Raw genomic sequence first — 18,352 nt, 5'->3', positions numbered from 1 at the left:
ATGTCGTCCCTCACCGAGACCGACCACGGGGCGGCCTCACGCGAGGGGGGTGGGCCGCCGGCGCGGGCAGTGCCGCGCTGGCGGCGTTCGCTGCGGCCCTATCTGCTGATCGTGCCGGCTCTGCTGCTGACCGGCGGAATCCTGTATCCCTTCGGACTCGGGCTGTACTACACGGTGTTCGACTTCGCGGCGAGCAAGCCGCAGCCCGACTTCGTCGGCCTGGAGAACTACCGGCGGATCTTCACCCAGTCGTCGTTCTGGGACTCCGCGTGGGTGACGGTGTTGTACGCGGTGGGGGCGGCGGCCGTCGAGACGGTGCTCGGGGTGTCGGTGGCGCTGTTGCTGCACCGCTCGCCCCTCATCGGGCGAGTGCTGGAGAAGATCCTCATTCTGCCGCTGATGATCGCGCCGGTGATCGCCGCGATCATGTGGAAGCTGATGCTCCAGCCGAGCGTCGGCGTCATCAACTACCTCCTTAAACCCTTCGGGTTGGGGGGTGTGCAGTGGACGGACACCCCGACCGGTGCGCTGCTCTCGTCGATCGCCGTCGATGTGTGGGTATACACGCCGTTCGTGGCGATCCTGGCGCTGGCCGGACTGCGCTCACTGCCGGCCTCGCCGTTCGAGGCGGCGGCGGTGGACGGCGCCAACTGGTGGTTCACGTTCCGTAAGTTGACGCTGCCGATGCTCTGGCCGTACGTCCTGGTCGCGGTGATCTTCCGGTTCATGGACTCGCTGAAGGTCTTCGACATCATCTACGCCCTCACCGAGGGCGGTCCCGGTGACTCGACCGTGGTGCTCCAGATCCGCGCGTATCTGGAGGCGATCCGCTTCCAGCGGTACTCGTTCGGGATCAGCTACATGATCGTGCTGTGGGCCGTGGTCTACCTGGTCACGATGGTGCTGGTCCGCTACCTCGGGAAGATCCAGAACCGGGCGGCGGAGGTGCCTCAGAAGTGAAACGCAAGCTGCTCTCGATCGCCGCCGACGGCGCCCTCATCCTGTACTTCGTCTTCGCGCTCTTCCCGATCGCCTGGATGATCATCCTGTCGCTGAAGCCCGCGAACGAGCTGTTCAGTACGTACTTCTCCTTCGCGCCGACCCTCGACTCGTACCGGACGGTCCTGGGGGCGGGCGACGACGCGGGCGTGCCGTTCCTGCGGTTCTTCGTCAACAGCCTGATCGTGTCACTGGGGGCCGTCGGCCTGTCCCTGGTGATCGGCCTGCCGGCCGCCTACGCGGCGGCGAGGTGGCGATTCCGGGGCTCGGAGAACCTGATGTTCACCCTGCTGTCGTTCCGGTTCGCACCCGAACTCACCGTGATCATCCCGCTGTTCGTGCTCTACCAGAAGCTCGGGCTCTTCGACACGTACGTCGGCATGATCTGGGTGCTCCAACTGGTCACGCTGCCGCTGATCGTCTGGATCATGCGCTCGTACTTCTCCGACCTCTCCCCCGAGCTGGAACAGGCCGCGCTGCTCGACGGCTATACCCGCAAACAGGCGTTCTTCAAGGTCGCCCTGCCGCTGGTCAAGCCGGGCATCGCCGCAGTCTCGCTGCTCGCGTTCATCTTCGCCTGGAACAACTTCGTCTTCCCGCTGATCCTCACCTCCTCCGAGGCGCAGACGGTGACGGTCGGCGCGCTGTCCTTCCTCGGCGGCGACCGGCCCAAGTACAACCTGACCGCCGCCGCGGCCCTGGTCTCGGTGATTCCGCCGCTGCTCCTGGCCCTCACCATCCAGCGCTACTTGGTGCGCGGTCTTTCCTTCGGGGCGGTGAAGTCCTGATGGCCGCCGCCATCTCGCTGCGCGCCGTCCACAAGGCGTACGGGAAGAACAGGGCGCTCGACGGGCTCGAACTCGACGTCGAGGAAGGCGAGTTCTTCTGCCTCCTCGGCCCCTCGGGCGCCGGGAAGACCACCACGCTCAAGACCGTCGCGGGCCTGGAGGAACCCCAGTCGGGGACCGTCCTGCTCGACGGCACCGACATGACGGGCGTCGAACCGTACGACCGGGGCGTCGCCATGTGCTTCGAGTCGTACGCCCTCTACCCGCACCGCAGCGCGTACGACAACCTCGCGTCGCCGCTGCGCTCCCCCAAGTACAAGCTGCCGGCCGCCGAGGCCCGCGAGCGGATCGGCGCCATCGCCGACCTGCTCGGCATCGGCGCCCTCCTGGAGCGCCAGGTGGGCCAGTTGTCCAACGGGCAGCGCCAGCGTGTCGCGCTCGGCCGGGTCCTGGTGCGCCCGGCCCGCGCCTTCCTCCTCGACGAGCCGCTCTCCCACCTCGACGCCAAGCTGCGCCAGGCGATGCGCGCCGAGCTCAAGGCCATCGGCGCGGTCCGGCGCACCACCACCCTGTACGTCACCCACGACTCGGTGGAGGCACTGGCGCTCGGCGACCGCATCGGCGTCATCCGGGAGGGCCGCATCGTGCAGACCGGTGTCCGCGAGGACATCTGGCACCGGCCGTACGACACCTTCGTCGCCCGCTCCTTCGGACGGCCGCGCATCAACCTGCTGCCGGGCACCGTCACCCGCGACGGCAACTACCGCTCGGTGGACGGCTTCTTCGAGCTGGCCGTCCCGGTCCCCGCACCGCCGGGCACCGCCGTCCAGCTCGGGGTCAGGCCGCGCGACCTGTCGCTGGGCTCCGGCCGCCTCGGGCCTGGCAGCCTCGAACTGGCAGGCAGCGTCTACATCACCGAGGTACTCGGCCGCGCCACCGAGGTCACCGTCCGGCTCGGCGAGCAGCACCTGTCGTGCGTCGTACCCCGCGCGGACGCGGCGGGGCTGCGGCCCGACGCGCCGGTGCGGGTGTCCGTACGCCCCGAGAACCTGCTGCTGTTCGAGGCCGACGACCCCAAAGGTGGGCCCGAAGGCGCGCCCGAGCGGCCGGGGCGGAGGATCTCCAGGTGAGCGGCGACCAGCAGCGCGGGCCCGCGCCCCGGCAGGCGGCGATTGCCGAGCGGGTCCTCGCGGCCGGTTCGGCGAGCGCCGCCGAGCTGGCCGAGCGCTTCGACGTCAGCCTGATGACCATCCACCGGGACCTCGACGAGCTCGAACGGCAGGGCATCGTACGGAAGTTCAGAGGCGGCGTCACCGCGCAGCCGTCCGGGGTCTTCGAGTCCAACGTCGCGTACCGGCTGAAGACCATGCGGGCACAGAAGGCCGCCGTCGCCGAGCACGCGCTGAAACTCATCGAACCCGGCATGGCCGTGATGCTCGACGACTCCACCTCCACCCTGGAGGTCGCCCGCAGGCTCGGCTCCATCACCCCGCTCACCGTCGTCACCAACTTCCTCGAAGCGCTGACCCTGCTGTCCACCGAGCGCGGCATCCACCTGATGGCGCTGGGCGGCGACTACGACCCCCTGCACTCCTCCTTCCTGGGCGTCTCCTGCTGGAGGCCGTGCAGCTCCTCCAGGTCGACATCTGCTTCACCTCGACGTCCGCGGCCTCCGGCGGCTTCGCCTACCACCAGGAGCAGCACATCGTCTCCGTGAAGCGGGCCATGCTCGACTCCGCCGCGAAGAACGTGCTGCTGCTCGACCACTCCAAGCTCGGCCGCGTCGCCCTGCACCGGCTCGCCCCGCTCTCCCGGTTCGACCTGGTGCTGGTCGACGACGGGGCGTCCGTGGACATGCTGCGCGACCTCGACGAACACAAAGTCCCCTACGAGGTGTGCGGAAGCGGAGGCCCCGGCGATGACCGAACTGGCACTGCGTGAGCTGCGCAAGACCTACGGCTCCCGGGGGCGGGAGCAGGTGCACGCCGTACGCGGCATCGATCTGGAGCTGCGCTCCGGGGAACTCCTGGGCCTCCTCGGCCCTTCCGGCTGCGGCAAGTCCACCACGCTGCGCATGATCGCCGGGCTTGAGTCGGTGACCGGCGGGGACATCCTGGTCGGCGGCTCATCGGTGGTGCCGCTGCCCGCCCAGCAGCGCAACATCGGCGTCGCCTTCGAGAACTACGCGCTCTACCCGCCGCTGACCGTCGCGGAGAATCTCGGCTTCGGGCTCGCCGCGCGCCGCTGGCCCCGCAAGGAAGTGGCTTTGCGGGTACGGGACATGGCCGAGCGGATCGGCCTGACCGAGCTCCTCGACGCCAGGCCCGGCAGCCTCTCCAGCGGCCAGAAGCAGCGCGTCGCGCTGGCCCGCGCCCTGATCCGCGAGCCCGACGTCCTGCTCCTTGACGAACCGCTGTCGCACCTCGACGCGGCGCAGCGCGACACCACAAGGCGCGAACTCAAGCGCATCCAGAAGGACTTGGGGCACACCACGATCCTGGTCACGCACGACCAGGAGGAGGCGCTGTCCCTCGCCGACCGCATCGCGGTGATGAAGGACGGCGTCATCCAGCAACTCGGCACGCCCTACGAGATCTACGACAGCCCGGCGAACCTCTTCGTCGCGGACTTCGTCGGGGAGCCCGCGATCAACCTGCTCCCCGGAGTCGTCACCGACGACGGACAAGTGCGGCTCTCCGCCACCGTGCGGCTGGCCGTGCCGGTACAGCTTGCCGCCGGGCGCGAGGTGGTCCTTGGCATCCGCCCCGAGGACCTGCGGCTCGCGGACCCGGACGAGGGCGACGAAGAGGTCGTACCGGCCCGCGTCAGTGTCCACGAACCGCTCCTGGAGACCGGGATCGCCACCCTCACCCTCGACGGCGTGACCAAGCCCCTCGTCGTACAGACCGGCCCCGAGGTGCGTCTCGACCGGGACCAGACCGTGCGGGTGGGCGCGGACCCGCGCCTCACCCATGTCTTCGACGCCGAGACAGGAGAGGCTTTGCGTTGACATCCTCCCCTCCCTGAAGGAGGGGGTTCCTACGGCTCGCGCCGTGGGTGTTTCTGCTTCGTCGCCGACTGCCCGCCCGGAGAACTCCGTTGAGGTCTTACACCAGCTCCACAGACTGTCACGGCCAGCCCGGCCGCCAGAATGTTCTTCGCCGCGTTCACGTCGCGGTCGTGGGTTACGCCGCATCCGCATGTCCATACGCGGACGTGCAGTGGCATCTTGCTCGCGATGGTGCCGCAGGCGGAGCACAGCTTGGAGGAGGGGAACCAGCGGTCGATGGCGACCAGGTCCCTTCCGTACCAGGCGCATTTGTACTCCAGCATGCCGCGCATGGTGGTCCAGGCCGCGTCGGATATGGCGCGGGCCAGAGAATGGTTCTTGACCATGTTGCGTACGGTCAGGTCCTCGATCACGATCGTTTGGTTTTCACGAACGAGACGAGTGGTCAGCTTGTGCAGGTGGTCACGCCTGCGGTCGGTGATCCGGGCGTGGATCTTCGCTACGCGCCGCCGGGCCTTGGCCCGGTTGGCCCCGTCACCCCTGGCCTTCTTCGCCAGCGCCCGCTGTGCCCTGGCGAGACGGGCACGGTCCTTGCGTTCGAACTTCGGGTTGGTGACCTTCTGACCGGTGGAGAGCGTCACGAGGCTGGTGATACCGGCGTCGATCCCGACAGCCTGTGTGGTGTCGGGCATGGGGACGGGGGTGTCATCGCACAGCATGGAGACGAACCAGCGCCCGGCCGCGTCCTGCGACACGGTGACCGTGGACGGGTCGGCACCCTCGGGGAGCGGGCGCGACCAGACGATGTCCAGCGGCTCACGCATCTTGGCGAGCGTCAGCTTCCCGTCCCGGTAGCGGAATCCGGAGGTGGTGTACTCGGCCGACTTGCGGGACTTCTTCCGCGACTTGAAACGCGGGTACTTGCCCCGCTTGGCGAAGAAGTTCGCGAACGCGCCTTGCAGGTGCCGAAGGCCCTGCTGGAGCGGAACGGAGGAGACCTCGGAGAGGTAGGACAGTTCCTCGGTCTTCTTCCATACGGTCAGCATGGCGGAGGTGGCGTTGTAGTTGACCCGCTCCTGCCTGGCCCACGCCTCGCTGCGGGCGGCGAGGGCCAGGTTGTAGACCTTCCGAACGCATCCGAACGTGCGCGACAGCTCGGCTGCCTGCGCGTCGGTCGGGCAGAAGCGGTACTTGAACGCCCGCTTCACCTGGTTGGTGGTCACGCTCACAAACTAGTACCGCCTTATGTAAAGACCAAACCTGCGAGTCAGTGCACTGCGATCCGCCCTGACGGCGAATCCCAGCCCATTGCCCTGCACCGCAGGAGTCCAATTCCTCCCCGCCCTAAAGGACGGGGCTTCCTCGGAGGTATCCGATGAGAATCCTGGCCGCCGGTGACCACTTCGTCCTCAACTCACTGATCGCCGAAGCCCTGGGGGCCTCGGTCCCCGCCCCCTTCGACCTGACCGAACTCACCCTCCCCTGGCCGCTGGAGCCCTTCGGCAAGGTCGCCGAGGTCGACGAGGCCAGTGACTCCGAGGACGCGCTCATCGAGGCCCTGCGGGGCGTCGAGGTGTGCGTGACCCAGATGGGTCCCTTCACCGAGCGGGTCCTGGCCGCATCCCCCGAGCTGCGCCTGCTCGTCGTCTGCCGCGGCGGACCCGTCAACGTCAACATCGAGGCGGCACGCGCGCGTGACGTACGGGTGTGCTTCGCACCGGGCCGCAACGCGGCGGCCACCGCGGAGTACACGGTCGGGATGATGCTCGCCGCGATGCGCCGCATCCCCCAGACGCACGACGCGCTGACGCGACGCGGCCTGTGGGACGGCTCGTACTACACGTACGAGCAGTGCGGGCCCGAGCTGGAGGACACCCGCGTCGGGCTGATCGGTTACGGCGCGGTGGGCAGCCGGGTCGCGCGGGCGCTGTGCGCGTTCGGCGCGGAGGTGGAGGTGTACGACCCGTACATCCGCGGGGACATACACGGGGTACGGGTGCACTCGCTCGACACCCTGCTGTCGCGCTCACGCGTAGTGACGCTGCACGCCCGCCTCACCGACGAGACCCGCGGCCTGATCGGCGCCCGCGAGCTGGCGCTGCTGCCGCGCGGGTCCACGCTGGTCAATGTGGCACGTGGCCCGCTGGTCGACACCGAGGCGCTGTGCGACGCGCTGGACAGCGGGCAGTTGACGGCGGCGGCACTCGACACGTACGAGCAGGAGCCACTGCCCGCCGGGGCGCGGCTGCGCGGTGCGCCGGGAGTGGTACTGACCCCGCATCTCGGCGGGGCGAGCCGCCAGGTCGCCGAGAAGGCGGCCAGAATCGCCGCGTCGGAGGTGGCGAGGTACGCCAAGGGAGTGCCGCTCGCGCACTGCCTGACCTGAGGCCGGGCCGAGACCGACCGAAGGCACCACCTGAGGCCCGACCCGCACGCCTGACCCGAGGAGGTCCGGGACATGTACGTCGGTATCGATGTGGGCACGTCCGCGGTGAAGGCGGCGGCGTTCGACGAGCGGGGGCGGGAGCTCGCTGTCGAGTCCCGGCCCGTCGCGCTCGACATCCGCGGCGGCTTCGTCGAACAGGACATGGACGCGGTGTACGCGGCGGTGACCGACGTACTGACCGCGCTGACGGCCGGGCTCACCGGGCACCGCGTCGAGCTGGCCGGGCTCACCGGCCAGGGCGACGGGGTGTGGCTGGTGGACGCGGAGGGCCGGCCGGTGCGCGCCGCGATCTCCTGGATGGACGGCCGCGCACACGAACTCCTCGACGAGTGGATGGCGTCGGGCGTCTTCACCTCGGTGTTCCGGCGGACGGGCGGCGCGATGTTCCCGGGGAGCCCGGGGCCGCTCCTCGGCTGGCTCGACCGGCACGAACCCAAGGCGCTGGACGGCGCCACGGCCGCCCTGTACTGCAAGGACATGGTCTTCCAGCGGCTGACCGGCGTACGGGCGACGGACGTCTCGGACGCCTCCATGCCCTTCCTCGACCCGCGCACCCGGCAGTACGACGGCGACACGCTCGCCCTGCTCGGCCTGAGTCACCGGCGGGGGCTCCTCGCCCCGGTCAAGGACCCCCTCGCCGTCGCCGAGACGCACGGCCCCGGGCTGCCGCCCGGCACCCCGATTGCGGACGGGCCTTACGACTTGCCGGCCTGCGCGCTCGGCGCGGGCGTGACCCGGCCCGGCGACGGGCTGCTCATCATCGGCACCTGCCTGGCCTCGCTGGTCGCCACGGACACCCTCGACCTGGCGGGCGAGCCCGCCGGTCTGCACATCTCGACGGACACCCCCGGGCACTGGCTGCGCGCGATGCCGGCGATGGTCGGCACGGCGGCGCTGGACTGGGTCCTGAACACCACGGGCGTACGGCACGCGGACGTCGACGCGCTCCTGGACGCCACCGAGCCGGGCGCGCACGGGGTACAGGTGCTGCCCTACTTCGCCCCGTCGGGCGAACGGGCCCCGTTCGTCGAACCGCATCTGCGGGCCGAGCTGACCGGCGTGTCCCTGGAGACCACCAAGGGCGACCTCATCCGCGCCACCTCCGAGGGCATCGGCTTCGCAGCCCGCCACTGCCTGGAGGCGGCGGGCCTCACTGGCGACCTGGCGGTGTGCGGCGGCGGTACGCGCTCACCCGCCTGGATGCGGCTGTTCGCCGACGTGCTCGGGCGCCCGCTGCGGGTCGTCGAGGGGGAGGTCGGAGCGCGGGGGGCGGTGCTGGCGGCGGCCGCACGGTACGGGGTACCGCTGGACGCGGCCGCCTGGACCGCCCCGACGGCGATCGTCGAGCCGGACCCGGAGCGGGCCCGGTTCTACGCCCGGGGGTACGCGGCGCACCTGGCCCGCCTGGCGGAGTCCCGGACGAGGGCGCGGGCGCGTGCGGGCGGATGACGCTCCCGGCGGGGCGCCCCGGTGGGGCGCGGGCGCGTGCGGGCAGGTGACGTCCACCCGAGACCGCCCCGGTGGGGCGGGCACCCTCGTCCCTCGGACGGCCGCGGTGACGCGCGCTCCGGCCGCGATGTCCTCGGCTCCCGGCCGGGGGCGATTCGGCCGGGGGCGACCCTCCCCGCCGGTCCGGCGACCGTCCCGGCGCGTCCGGCCATCGAGGACAGGGTCGAGGACAGGAACCCCGCTCGGGTGGGCCCGGCGCGGCGATCCGCCACCGCGCCCACCGCGCCCACCGCCCGCCGCGCCACCGCCGGAGGTGAACCCCGCACGACGAGTCGCGGACCTCCGGGTGAAGGGCGTTCGTACCCCGCCCCGAACGGCTCCGCCCCCGCCTATCGTGCAGTCGCCGCCCCTCAACACCCGCCACGACCAGGGAGATTCCCGTGTCCGCACAGCCAAGACGCCGCTCCGTCCTGCTCGCCGCCGGACTGGCGACCGCCGCCACGGCCGCCACCGCGCTCCCCGCCGCGGCCGCGGGCACCGGCGCCGTATCCGACTCCCGCTCGCGCCGGGGCCCGGTCGTCATCGGACACCGGGGCGCCGCCGGGTGGCGGCCCGAGCACACGGCCGCGTCCTACACGTACGCCGTCCAGACCGGCGCGGACTGGATCGAGCCCGATCTCGTACCGACGAAAGACCACGTCCTCGTCGTACGGCACGAGAACGAGATCTCCGGGACCACCGATGTCTCGGCCCACCCGGAGTTCGCCGCGCGCCGCACCACCAAGACGGTGGACGGGCGGCCGGTCACCGGATGGTTCACCGAGGACTTCACCCTCGCCGAGCTGAGGACCCTGCGCGCCGTCGAGCGGCTGCCGCTCGTCAGAAACCGCAACACGGTCTTCGACAGACGTCAGGGCGTCATGACCTTCCAGGAGGTCGTCGACCTGGCGCGGAAGCTGTCCAAGCAGCACGGCAGGACGATCGCGGTCTTCCCCGAGACCAAGCACCCCAGCTACTTCCGCTCGATCGGGCTGCCCCTCGAACCGCCGCTCGCCCGCATCATCCGGCGCAGCCGCCTCAGTGCCCGCGAGTGCGTCGTGCAGTCCTTCGAGCCGTCGAGCCTGCTGCAGATGGCCGCCGAACGACTGCGGGTGCCGCTGTGGCAGGCGCTCGGCACGACGGGCGGCCCGTTCGGCCACCCGGCGACGTACAAGGAGATGATGACGCCGGCCGGGCTGCGCGGGATCGCGGAGTACGCCGACTGGATCGGCCCGGACAAGAGCTCGGTGGTGGCACCGTCCCCCCTGCTCGCGGACGCGCACGCGGCCGGGCTGAAGGTCGGCGCGTACACGTTCCGCTGCGAGAACCAGTTCCTGCCCGCCGCGTTCCGCCGCGGCACCGCGCCCAACGACTTCGGTGACGCGTTCGCGGAGTACGCCCTGCACTACCAGCTCGGGGTGGACGCCGTGGTGACGGACTTCCCGGACATCGCGGTACTCGCCAGGGACGCGATGGACGCCATGGACCCCAGGTCCTAGAAGCAACGCCTGATCAACATCGAACCCTCCTGCTGCTAGCCTGCATCTGCATATCAGTCGCAATAAGCAGTCGGAGGGCTCGGATCATGGCCATTTACACACTTCCTGAACTTCCGTACGACTACGCGGCGCTCGACCCCGTCATCAACCCGCAGATCATCGAACTGCACCACGACAAGCACCACGCGGCCTACGTCAAGGGCGCGAACGACACCCTTGAGCAGCTCGAAGAGGCTCGCGACAAGGGGTCCTGGGGCTCGATCACCGGGCTGGAGAAGAACCTCGCGTTCCACCTCTCCGGTCACATCCTGCACAGCATCTACTGGCACAACATGACCGGCGACGGCGGCGGCGAGCCGCTGGCAAAGGACGGTGTCGGCGAGCTGGCCGACGCGCTCGCCGAGTCGTTCGGGTCCTTCGACAAGTTCAAGGCCCAGCTGACCAAGGCCTCCGCGACCACCCAGGGCTCCGGCTGGGGTGTCCTCGCGTACGAGCCGGTCAGCGGCCGTCTCATCGTCGAGCAGGTCTACGACCACCAGGGCAACATCGGCCAGGGCTCCGTGCCGATCCTGGTCTTCGACGCCTGGGAGCACGCCTTCTACCTTCAGTACAAGAACCAGAAGGTCGACTTCATCGACGCGATGTGGAAGGTCGTCAACTGGCAGGACGTGTCGAAGCGTTACGTCAACGCCAAGCAGAGCGCGAACAACCTGCTGCTCGTTCCGTAGTCCGTTCAGCCCGTAACCGGCTCCCGCAGCCGTACGGGCCCACACACGCCCTGCCTCGTGATCGTCTTCTCAACCTTCACCGGGGCGGGTGGAACAAGGCCGGCCCCCGCGAGGACATGACTCGCGGGGGCTGGCTGTTTGCGCGCTGTCGTTGCGCGCCGGGGCGGCTCAAGCTCAGCCGTCGAACGATCCGGCCTTCACCCCGGCGATGAACGCGGTCCACTCGGCAGGCGCGTAGAACTGCGTGGCGCGATCGCGGTTCTTGGTGTCGCGTACGGCCCGGCCGCCGTCGGCGGTGCGGGCGACCTCGACGCACTCGTTGGCCGAACCCCCGCCGGAGTACGACGATTTCATGAAGGTACTGACGACCTGACGGCTATTCATGCTTCCTCGTTCTCCGCAGTGATGCTGTTCATGAGCTTCCGGATGAAGGCACGACTTTGGTCCGGGGTGAGCGCAGCGGACCTGAGTGCATCGAAGGCATGTACGTAACCTGCCATGTCTTCATGGTCTTCAAGGATGACGCTGTTGACCATCGTGTCCTGCACAATGACCTCCGGCGACGCTTCGTGAGCATAGGAGAGGGCCACGAATGCTGGTGCCACCCTGGCGGCGGCCCATTCGCTGTGCGGAAGTACCTGAATCGTCACGTTCGGCTGCTTCGCCAGCTTCACGAGGTGGGCGAGCTGCGCCCGATGGACCTTCGCCGACGGCATCGGGCTGACGATCGCCGGTTCCCAGATGACAGCAGCGAACCGAGCGCCGGATTCCTCAAAGACCCGACGACGCTCTTGTCTCACCTTGACGACCTCGTCCGCCGATTCATCACTGATGACTTCCGGATTGGCCTCGGTCAACGCCCGGGTGTATTCCGGCGTCTGAAGCAGGCCAGGGATGAAGACCGGCTGCCAGGCGCGGATATACGTCGCGTCGGTCTCCAGCGAGAGGAAGTCGCCCAAGCGGTCGAGAGTCGGCGACTGGAACTGGAAGTTGAGCCACCAGCCGCGCTTGTTGCTGTCACGAGCCAGTTTCTCAAGCCGCTGACGCTCAGCCGCGTCCTCGACCCCGTAGAGGTCGAGGAGCATGCGCACGTCACCCACTCGAGCGCTGACCGCACCGGACTCGATCCGGCTGACTTTCGCAGTCGAGCACGCCACCGCTTCAGCCGCGTGTTCCTGGTCAAGGTGCGCGTTGAGGCGAAGGCGCTTCAGCGTCGCCCCCAGCCGCCGACTGCGCACCGTGGGCTTCCCACCTGCGGGCATGTGCCCCCCTTATCTCTTCGGAGCCAGTTTGCACGGCAACTGTTCGTAAGCGCCAGCGACTTGGCCCCCAGCCGTGACTGCAAGCTTGCATCAGTGATGCACTTGCCTATCGTCCAATACTAGGTCTAGCGTGACTTGCGTCACTCAGCGTTGGCAGTCCAGGACGCTTGGTGATGTTGGTTCCGCATGCCCACTGACCTTGGGGGACGCATGTCCGGGCGTACGCACGTAACAAGGTTCCAGGTCCGGAAGGACTCCGTAGCAGCGGCTCGGCGGCACGTCAGAGCGCTCCTCATCGAGTGGAGACTCGGCCTCCTGATCGACGATGCCGTCCTCGTCACCAGCGAGTTGACGACCAACGTGGTCAACCACGCCAAGGGCACCGGGGATTACTTCGAACTCGCCCTGCGCCGACGCAACGGCGTGCTCATCCTGGAGGTTGCCGACTCCTACGCCTGGCAGATGCCCGAGCTGCGGAAGCCCGACCCCGACGACCCCAACGGCCGGGGGCTGCTCATCGTCGATGCCCTCTCCGAGCGGTGGGGCATCCGGCCGCGCAACCCCGGCAAGACGGTCTGGGCGCATCTGCCCGTCCGGGGGCCGGCATGAGGGCCGACGTGAGAGCCCGCGTGACGACCGGATGGTGGTGCGCGTTCACCGTCCGGATGCCGCTGGGCGGCGCGGGAGGCGAGTGGGTCCGGGTCCACGCCTGCGCGACGCGCACCCCGGAGAGGGCCCTGGTCTGGATGCGACTGTCCGTACGCACCCGCCTGTCCACCTTCGACACGGCTGACGCAAACCGTACGTACCGCTGGCTGGACCACGGCCAGTGGGAGGCGGTGATACGGCTCAAGACCGGGGAGCCGTACACCTTCGCGGCTTCGGCCGGTGACACCCGCATCGAATGGTCCGTCCGCCCCGTGCGATTCCTCCCCCGAGTCGACCAGCACCCCACCGAGGGGCGGCCATCGTGCGGGGGTCTGGAGTGGTGAGGCGGGAGCGTTGGCGGGGGTCGGAACGACGTTCATTTCTGGTGGTCTTCGGGCCGCCCCGAGCGGTGTCATGGTCGGTGGGCCGGGCCGTCGAGTAAAGGGCGCTCCTGCGTCGCGTCGCCTCCGGCGATTCCGCTGCGCTCCACCCTTGACACGACGTCCCGTCCCACCGCTAACGCTCTATAACGGGGCGGCCGAGGAAAAAACGCCCTGCACGGGACGCTCGGAGAGCGGCCACGGTCGGCTCGGTGGCTGTCGGGTGAGTGGGTGGGGCGCGTGCGCTCTCGGGGGCGGTTGCTCTCGGCTTAGCGGCCTACGGCCGGTTGTTGGTGCGACACCGCCCACTCACCCCACATTCACACCCCCACCGGTGGGTGGCCGGGCGGTGTGGCCGACCTGCGGATTCATGAGCGGAAGGGTGGGGCGCACCAGTCGTGAGGGGCAGCCGATCCCGGCTCAGCGGCTTGCGGATGAGTGGGTGGCTGAGGTGCCGATCCTCCTGGGCACCGCCACACCCCCGGCCGGGGCGCGGTTGCGCCCGGCGGGCGACCTGCGGGCCGGCGGACAGGGGCGGGAGCGGGACGGGAACGGTGGGCCCGTCGTAGGGTCGGCTGTTCTCGGCCAAGTGGCCTTCGGTGGGTGGGGTGTTGGGGCCGCCTACCCCGTGGCGCTGCTGGGGTTGTTGGGGTTGGTGGTGCGCAGGAGGTGGATCAGGGGTGGTGGAAAGCCGGTTTCCGGCGGACTGCGGACCGCATCTTCCAATTCTTGGAAGTACGGGTCCGCGAAGGCCCCAACTGCGGGAGTCGCCCGCAGCCCCCGAACCCTCCCGGCCCCTCCCGGCCCCTTCCGGGCCCCGAACCCTCCCGGCTCCCTCCAGGCCCCGGAGCCTCCGGGCTCCCTCCCGGCTCCGGAGCCCGGTGGGTCGGAGCCGGAGTCCGGAGGGTCGTTTCGGTACTGCCTCTGGCTGGAGGGGGGCCTCTCGGACCCCGCCACCCTCACCACCCACTCACCCCAGAAACGGGGCATGAGTCTCGGGCGGCCACCGGCGGGGGATGACGCCATACCGGCCCGAGTCTCCCCATTTAACTGGTGCGTCCCACCCGCGCCTCGGTACCTCTACACGTCGGCCACACCGGCCCGGCTGTCCACCGGGGTGGGTGTGACCGTGCGGGCGGTAGCACGGTGTCGCACCAAATGGCGGCCGGGGCGGGCGCTAAGCCAACAGCCATCACGGTTGAGAGCGAGTGCGCCCCACCCACTCACCCGACAGCCACCGAGCCGACCGTGGCCGCTCTCCGAGCGTCCCGTGCAGGGCGTTTTTTCCTCGGCCGCCCCGTTATAGAGCGTTAGCGGTGGGACGGGACGTCGTGTCAAGGGTGGAGCGCAGCGGAATCGCCGGAGGCGACGCGACGCAGGAGCGCCCTTTACTCGACGGCCCGGCCCACCGACCATGACACCGCTCGGGGCGGCCCGAAGACCACCAGAAATGAACGTCGTTCACAGCAACGCCCCGCCGCAGCAATCGACGTCCCCGCCACGCCCCGACCCCACCGCACCCCCGCCGCACCCCCGACCCCGCCGCCCGAGCAGGACCTCACGCGAGATGCCGTCAGTCGAAGATCGGGCCCTGCGTGCGGGTGCGCTTTATCTCGTAGAAGCCCGGGGTCCCCGCCACCAGCAGCGTGCCGTCCCACAGGCGGGCCGCGGCCTCGCCCTTCGGGGCCGGGGTGACCACGGGGCCGAAGAAGGCGACCTCGTCGCCGTCCGGTCCCGGGACCGCGATGACCGGGGTGCCGACCTCCTGGCCGACCTTGTCGATGCCCTCCTGGTGGGAGGCGCGCAGCTCCTTGTCGTACGTGTCGGTGTCGGCGTACTCGGCGAGCGAGGCCGGCAGACCCACCTCCGCCAGGGCCGCCAGGATCCCCTCGGGGGTGATGCCCTCGCCCTGGTTGTGGATGCGGGTGCCGAGCGCGGTGTATAGCGGGCCCACGACGTCGTCACCGTGCTTCTGCTGGGCGGCGATCACCACGCGGACCGGGCCCCAGGCCTGCTTCATGCCCTCGCGGTACTGCTCGGGGAGCTCGTCGAGCCTGTCCTCGTTCAGGACGGCCAGGCTCATGACGTGCCAGCGGACCTCGATGTCTCTGACCTTCTCGACCTCAAGGATCCAGCGCGAGGTCATCCAGGCCCACGGGCACAGCGGATCGAACCAGAAATCGGCCGGGATCTTGCCGGACTGAGTCTTACCCGACTGAGTCTTGCCGGTCGGCGTGCTGCCGTTCGTGGACATGTCTCTCCTCGATAAGGACGTGGTGGGGTGGTGCCACCTTGTCGGGGCCAACGCCACCGGTCACCGGCGTCATTCCCGAATGTCCCGGGACAGTGGCGCATGGGAGGATCGGAGTGTTCGAACGAGACACGAAGGAGTGCCCGTGCCCGGTGAGAATCTTTCCCGCGACGAGGCCCGCGAGCGGGCCGAGCTGCTGTCTGTCGATGGGTACGAAGTAGCCCTCGACCTGCGATCCGCGCTCGGGGAGGCAGGGGAGGGACCGCGCACGTTCCGCTCGGTGACCACGGTCCGTTTCCGGTCCGCCCGGCCCGGCGCAGCCACATTCGCCGATCTGCTCGCACCCTCGGTGACGGCGGTGACACTCAACGGCAAGGCGCTGGACCCGGCCGTCGTCTTCGACGGCTCGCGGGTCGCGCTGGACGAGCTGGCCGCCGAGAATGTGCTGGTCGTGGACGCGCAGTGTGCGTACAGCCGCACCGGCGAGGGGATGCACCGCTTCGTCGACCCGGAGGACGGCGAGGTCTATCTCTATACGCAGTACGAGCCGGCCGACGCGCGCCGCGTCTTCGCCAATTTCGAACAGCCGGACCTGAAGGCACCTTTCCGCTTCGAGGTGACCGCTCCCGAGGGCTGGACGGTGTGGAGCAACGGCGCGGAAGAGGGGACGGGGGACAGCGGGCACGGGCCGGCCGACGGGACCTGGCGGTTCGCGCCGACGCGGCCCATCTCGACGTACATCACCACGGTCGTCGCCGGTCCCTACCACTATGAGACCGACACCTACCGGCGCGCCTTCCCGGACGGCAGCGAGCTGGAAATCCCGCTCGGTGCGCTCTGCCGCAAGGGGCTGGCCAGGCATTTCGACGCGGACGACGTCTTCCTCGTCACCAAGCAGGGTCTGGACTTCTTCCACGACACCTTCGACTACCCGTATCCCTTCGGGAAGTACGACCAGGCCTTCGTGCCCGAGTACAACCTCGGGGCGATGGAGAACCCGGGCTGTGTGACCTTCCGCGAGGAGTTCATCTTCCGCGGGAAGGTGACGCAGGCGTCGTACGAGCGCCGGGCGAACGTCATCCTGCACGAGATGGCGCACATGTGGTTCGGCGACCTGGTCACCATGCAGTGGTGGGACGACCTGTGGCTGAAGGAGTCCTTCGCGGACTTCATGGGGTCGTACTCGATGGTGGAGGCGACACGCTTCACCGAGGGCTGGGTCACCTTCGCCAACAACCGCAAGGCGTGGGCGTACCGGGCCGACCAGCTGCCGTCGACGCACCCGATCACGGCCGACATCCGTGACCTGGAGGACGCCAAGCTCAACTTCGACGGCATCACGTACGCCAAGGGCGCCTCGGTGCTCAAGCAACTCGTCGCGTACGTCGGCAAGGACGCCTTCATGGAGGGCGCCCGGCGCTACTTCAAGCGGCACGCGTACGGCAACACCCGGCTCGGTGATCTGTTGACCGTGCTGGAGGAGACCTCGGGGCGCGATCTGGCGTCCTGGTCGCGAGCATGGCTGGAGACGGCCGGTGTCAACACCCTGACGCCGCAGGTCACTTATGACGCGGCGGGGCGGATCACGGAGCTGGCCGTGGTGCAGGAGGCGGCCGCGTCCCATCCGGAGCTGCGTCCGCACCGGGTTGCCGTGGGCCTGTACCGGCGCGACGGCGTCGGCGGGGAGCTGGTGCGCTACGCGCGGGCCGAGACGGACGTGGCGGGGCCGCGGACGGTGGTGGCCGAGCTTGCGGGCAGCGAGCGGCCCGATCTGGTCCTGGTCAACGACGACGACCTGACGTACTGCAAGATCCGCTTCGACGCCGATTCGCTGGACACCCTGCGCGCGCACCTCGGTGAGCTCACCGATCCGCTGGCGCGCGCGCTGTGCTGGTCCGCGCTGTGGAACATGACGCGGGACGCGCTCATGCCGGCGCGGGACTTCATCGCCCTGGTGCTGAAGTTCGCCGGACACGAGTCGGGAATCGGGGTGCTCCAGATGCTGCACGCGTGGACCCGTTCCGCGCTGACGCACTACGCGGCTCCCGAGTGGCGCGAGGAGGGCGGCCGGGCGCTGGCCGAGGGTGCGCTGCATGAGCTGCGGCTCGCCGAGCCCGGCAGCCAGCATCAGCTGACGTGGGCACGGTTCCTGGCCGCGACGGCGAGCAGTGCGGCCGATTTCCAGCTGTTGCAGGGCCTCCTTGACGGTACGGCGAAGATCGACGGCCTGGACGTGGACCAGGAGCTGCGGTGGGCGTTCCTCGGGCCGCTCGCCTCGCACGGGGTCGTCGACGAGAAGGCCGTCGAGGCGGAGCTGGCGCGCGACGACACGGCGTCGGGCAAGCGGCACCAGGTGCGGTGCCTGGCCTCGCGTCCTTCGGAGGCGGTCAAGGCGCAGGCGTGGGCGGCGGTCGTCGAGTCGGACGCGCTGTCGAACGCCCTGGTCGAGGCGACGATCGGTGGCTTTGTGCAGCCGGGGCAGCGGGAGCTGATCGCGCCGTACGCGCCGATGTACTTCGCGGCGATCGAGCGGGTGTGGGCCGAGCGGTCCATCCAGATCGGGATGGACGTGGTGTCGGGGCTGTTCCCGGGGCTCCAGGACGACCCGGCAACGCTGGACGCGGCGGACGCGTGGCTGGAGAGCCACGCGGACGCGGCGCCGGCGTTGCGGCGGCTGGTGCTCGAAGCGCGGGACGACCTGGCGCGCGGGTTGCGGGGACAGGCGTGCGACAGGGCCGCGACCGTCTGACGCTCGCTCGCCCTCAGGGCGTGGGACGGGCTTGAACCGGGCTCGATCCGGGCTCGATCCGGGCTCGATCCGGGCTCGATCCGGGCAACTCCGTGGCGTATCCA

At 69.6% G+C, this 18,352-nt stretch carries 15 protein-coding genes and 1 pseudogene; 12 read left to right on the top strand and 4 right to left on the bottom strand.

Features of this window, described 5'->3' with window-relative positions; genetic code table 11:
• The 5 genes and pseudogenes from ABCR94_RS07280 to ABCR94_RS07260 all read left to right on the top strand — a co-directional run bounded on the left by ABCR94_RS07280 (position 1) and on the right by ABCR94_RS07260 (position 4,797).
• Entirely contained in the window at positions 1–960 is a 960-nt protein-coding gene (locus ABCR94_RS07280) for a carbohydrate ABC transporter permease (protein ID WP_347118232.1), read from the top strand.
• A complete protein-coding gene (locus tag ABCR94_RS07275) occupies positions 957–1,787 on the top strand; it encodes a carbohydrate ABC transporter permease (RefSeq protein WP_347118231.1) in 831 nt (276 codons plus the stop codon). The genes ABCR94_RS07280 and ABCR94_RS07275 overlap by 4 nt, the downstream gene beginning before the upstream one ends.
• The gene (locus ABCR94_RS07270; protein WP_347118230.1) at positions 1,787–2,917 is read left to right on the top strand and encodes an ABC transporter ATP-binding protein; all 1,131 of its coding nucleotides are present in this window, start codon (positions 1,787–1,789) and stop codon (positions 2,915–2,917) included. The genes ABCR94_RS07275 and ABCR94_RS07270 overlap by 1 nt, the downstream gene beginning before the upstream one ends.
• A 41-nt stretch (positions 2,918–2,958) precedes the next feature.
• Positions 2,959–3,728: pseudogene (locus ABCR94_RS07265) on the top strand (DeoR/GlpR family DNA-binding transcription regulator).
• Positions 3,706–4,797, top strand: a complete 1,092-nt coding sequence (locus tag ABCR94_RS07260) for an ABC transporter ATP-binding protein (RefSeq protein ID WP_347118229.1) — start codon at positions 3,706–3,708, stop codon at positions 4,795–4,797. The pseudogene ABCR94_RS07265 and the gene ABCR94_RS07260 overlap by 23 nt, the downstream one beginning before the upstream one ends.
• A gap of 29 nt (positions 4,798–4,826) precedes the next feature.
• Here ABCR94_RS07260 and ABCR94_RS07255 read toward each other — a convergent pair whose 3' ends face one another.
• Positions 4,827–6,026 (bottom strand): RNA-guided endonuclease InsQ/TnpB family protein, encoded by a 1,200-nt coding sequence (locus ABCR94_RS07255; RefSeq protein WP_347118228.1) that lies wholly within the window; start codon positions 6,024–6,026, stop codon positions 4,827–4,829.
• Positions 6,027–6,172: 146 nt separating this feature from the next.
• Between ABCR94_RS07255 and ABCR94_RS07250 the strand changes: the two genes are divergently transcribed.
• From ABCR94_RS07250 to ABCR94_RS07235, 4 genes are all read left to right on the top strand, one after another.
• Entirely contained in the window at positions 6,173–7,183 is a 1,011-nt protein-coding gene (locus ABCR94_RS07250) for a 2-hydroxyacid dehydrogenase (protein WP_347118227.1), read from the top strand.
• 72 nt (positions 7,184–7,255) lie between these two features.
• Positions 7,256–8,692, top strand: coding sequence for an FGGY family carbohydrate kinase (locus ABCR94_RS07245; RefSeq protein ID WP_347118226.1), 1,437 nt, complete (start codon positions 7,256–7,258; stop codon positions 8,690–8,692).
• A gap of 440 nt (positions 8,693–9,132) precedes the next feature.
• A complete protein-coding gene (locus ABCR94_RS07240) occupies positions 9,133–10,230 on the top strand; it encodes a glycerophosphodiester phosphodiesterase family protein (RefSeq protein ID WP_347118224.1) in 1,098 nt (365 codons plus the stop codon).
• A gap of 86 nt (positions 10,231–10,316) precedes the next feature.
• On the top strand, positions 10,317–10,958 hold the full coding sequence (locus tag ABCR94_RS07235) for a superoxide dismutase (protein WP_347118223.1): 642 nt from the start codon (positions 10,317–10,319) through the stop codon (positions 10,956–10,958).
• 174 nt (positions 10,959–11,132) lie between these two features.
• Here the strand turns inward: ABCR94_RS07235 and ABCR94_RS07230 are convergent, their stop codons facing one another.
• Positions 11,133–11,342 carry a DUF397 domain-containing protein gene (locus ABCR94_RS07230; RefSeq protein ID WP_347118222.1) on the bottom strand — a complete coding sequence of 70 codons (210 nt, stop codon included), beginning with the start codon at positions 11,340–11,342 and terminating at the stop codon, positions 11,133–11,135.
• The gene (locus tag ABCR94_RS07225; protein WP_347118221.1) at positions 11,339–12,220 is read right to left on the bottom strand and encodes a helix-turn-helix domain-containing protein; all 882 of its coding nucleotides are present in this window, start codon (positions 12,218–12,220) and stop codon (positions 11,339–11,341) included. The genes ABCR94_RS07230 and ABCR94_RS07225 overlap by 4 nt, the downstream gene beginning before the upstream one ends.
• A 186-nt stretch (positions 12,221–12,406) precedes the next feature.
• Between ABCR94_RS07225 and ABCR94_RS07220 the strand changes: the two genes are divergently transcribed.
• A complete protein-coding gene (locus ABCR94_RS07220) occupies positions 12,407–12,829 on the top strand; it encodes an ATP-binding protein (RefSeq protein ID WP_347118220.1) in 423 nt (140 codons plus the stop codon).
• An 8-nt stretch (positions 12,830–12,837) separates the two neighbouring features.
• Positions 12,838–13,212: a hypothetical protein gene (locus ABCR94_RS07215; RefSeq protein WP_347118219.1), complete on the top strand. Its 375-nt coding sequence runs from the start codon at positions 12,838–12,840 to the stop codon at positions 13,210–13,212.
• 1,609 nt (positions 13,213–14,821) lie between these two features.
• On the opposite strand, the gene ABCR94_RS07210 is transcribed toward ABCR94_RS07215, so the two are convergent.
• A complete protein-coding gene (locus tag ABCR94_RS07210; protein ID WP_347118217.1) occupies positions 14,822–15,502 on the bottom strand; it encodes a mycothiol-dependent nitroreductase Rv2466c family protein in 681 nt (226 codons plus the stop codon).
• A 142-nt stretch (positions 15,503–15,644) separates the two neighbouring features.
• On the opposite strand from ABCR94_RS07210, the gene pepN reads away from it, so the two are divergent.
• Complete coding sequence (pepN, locus tag ABCR94_RS07205) at positions 15,645–18,248, top strand: aminopeptidase N (RefSeq protein WP_347118216.1); 2,604 nt, start codon at positions 15,645–15,647, stop codon at positions 18,246–18,248.
• The last annotated feature ends 104 nt before the right edge of the window (positions 18,249–18,352 follow it).

Origin of the sequence: Streptomyces changchenzhani, from assembly GCF_039766235.1 — a bacterium.
Taxonomy (GTDB): domain Bacteria; phylum Actinomycetota; class Actinomycetes; order Streptomycetales; family Streptomycetaceae; genus Streptomyces.
This window is presented reverse-complemented; position numbering and strand designations above follow the sequence as displayed.

Bases quoted from the DNA above. Each gene is read 5' to 3' on its own strand.
- ABCR94_RS07210 (WP_347118217.1), bottom strand. From the start codon at position 15,502: ATGTCCACGAACGGCAGCACGCCGACCGGCAAGACTCAGTCGGGTAAG.
- ABCR94_RS07230 (WP_347118222.1), bottom strand. From the start codon at position 11,342: ATGAATAGCCGTCAGGTCGTCAGTACCTTCATGAAATCGTCGTACTCC.
- ABCR94_RS07220 (WP_347118220.1), top strand. From the start codon at position 12,407: ATGCCCACTGACCTTGGGGGACGCATGTCCGGGCGTACGCACGTAACA.
- ABCR94_RS07280 (WP_347118232.1), top strand. From the start codon at position 1: ATGTCGTCCCTCACCGAGACCGACCACGGGGCGGCCTCACGCGAGGGG.
- ABCR94_RS07235 (WP_347118223.1), top strand. From the start codon at position 10,317: ATGGCCATTTACACACTTCCTGAACTTCCGTACGACTACGCGGCGCTC.
- ABCR94_RS07260 (WP_347118229.1), top strand. From the start codon at position 3,706: ATGACCGAACTGGCACTGCGTGAGCTGCGCAAGACCTACGGCTCCCGG.
- ABCR94_RS07270 (WP_347118230.1), top strand. From the start codon at position 1,787: ATGGCCGCCGCCATCTCGCTGCGCGCCGTCCACAAGGCGTACGGGAAG.
- ABCR94_RS07225 (WP_347118221.1), bottom strand. From the start codon at position 12,220: ATGCCCGCAGGTGGGAAGCCCACGGTGCGCAGTCGGCGGCTGGGGGCG.
- ABCR94_RS07250 (WP_347118227.1), top strand. From the start codon at position 6,173: ATGAGAATCCTGGCCGCCGGTGACCACTTCGTCCTCAACTCACTGATC.
- ABCR94_RS07245 (WP_347118226.1), top strand. From the start codon at position 7,256: ATGTACGTCGGTATCGATGTGGGCACGTCCGCGGTGAAGGCGGCGGCG.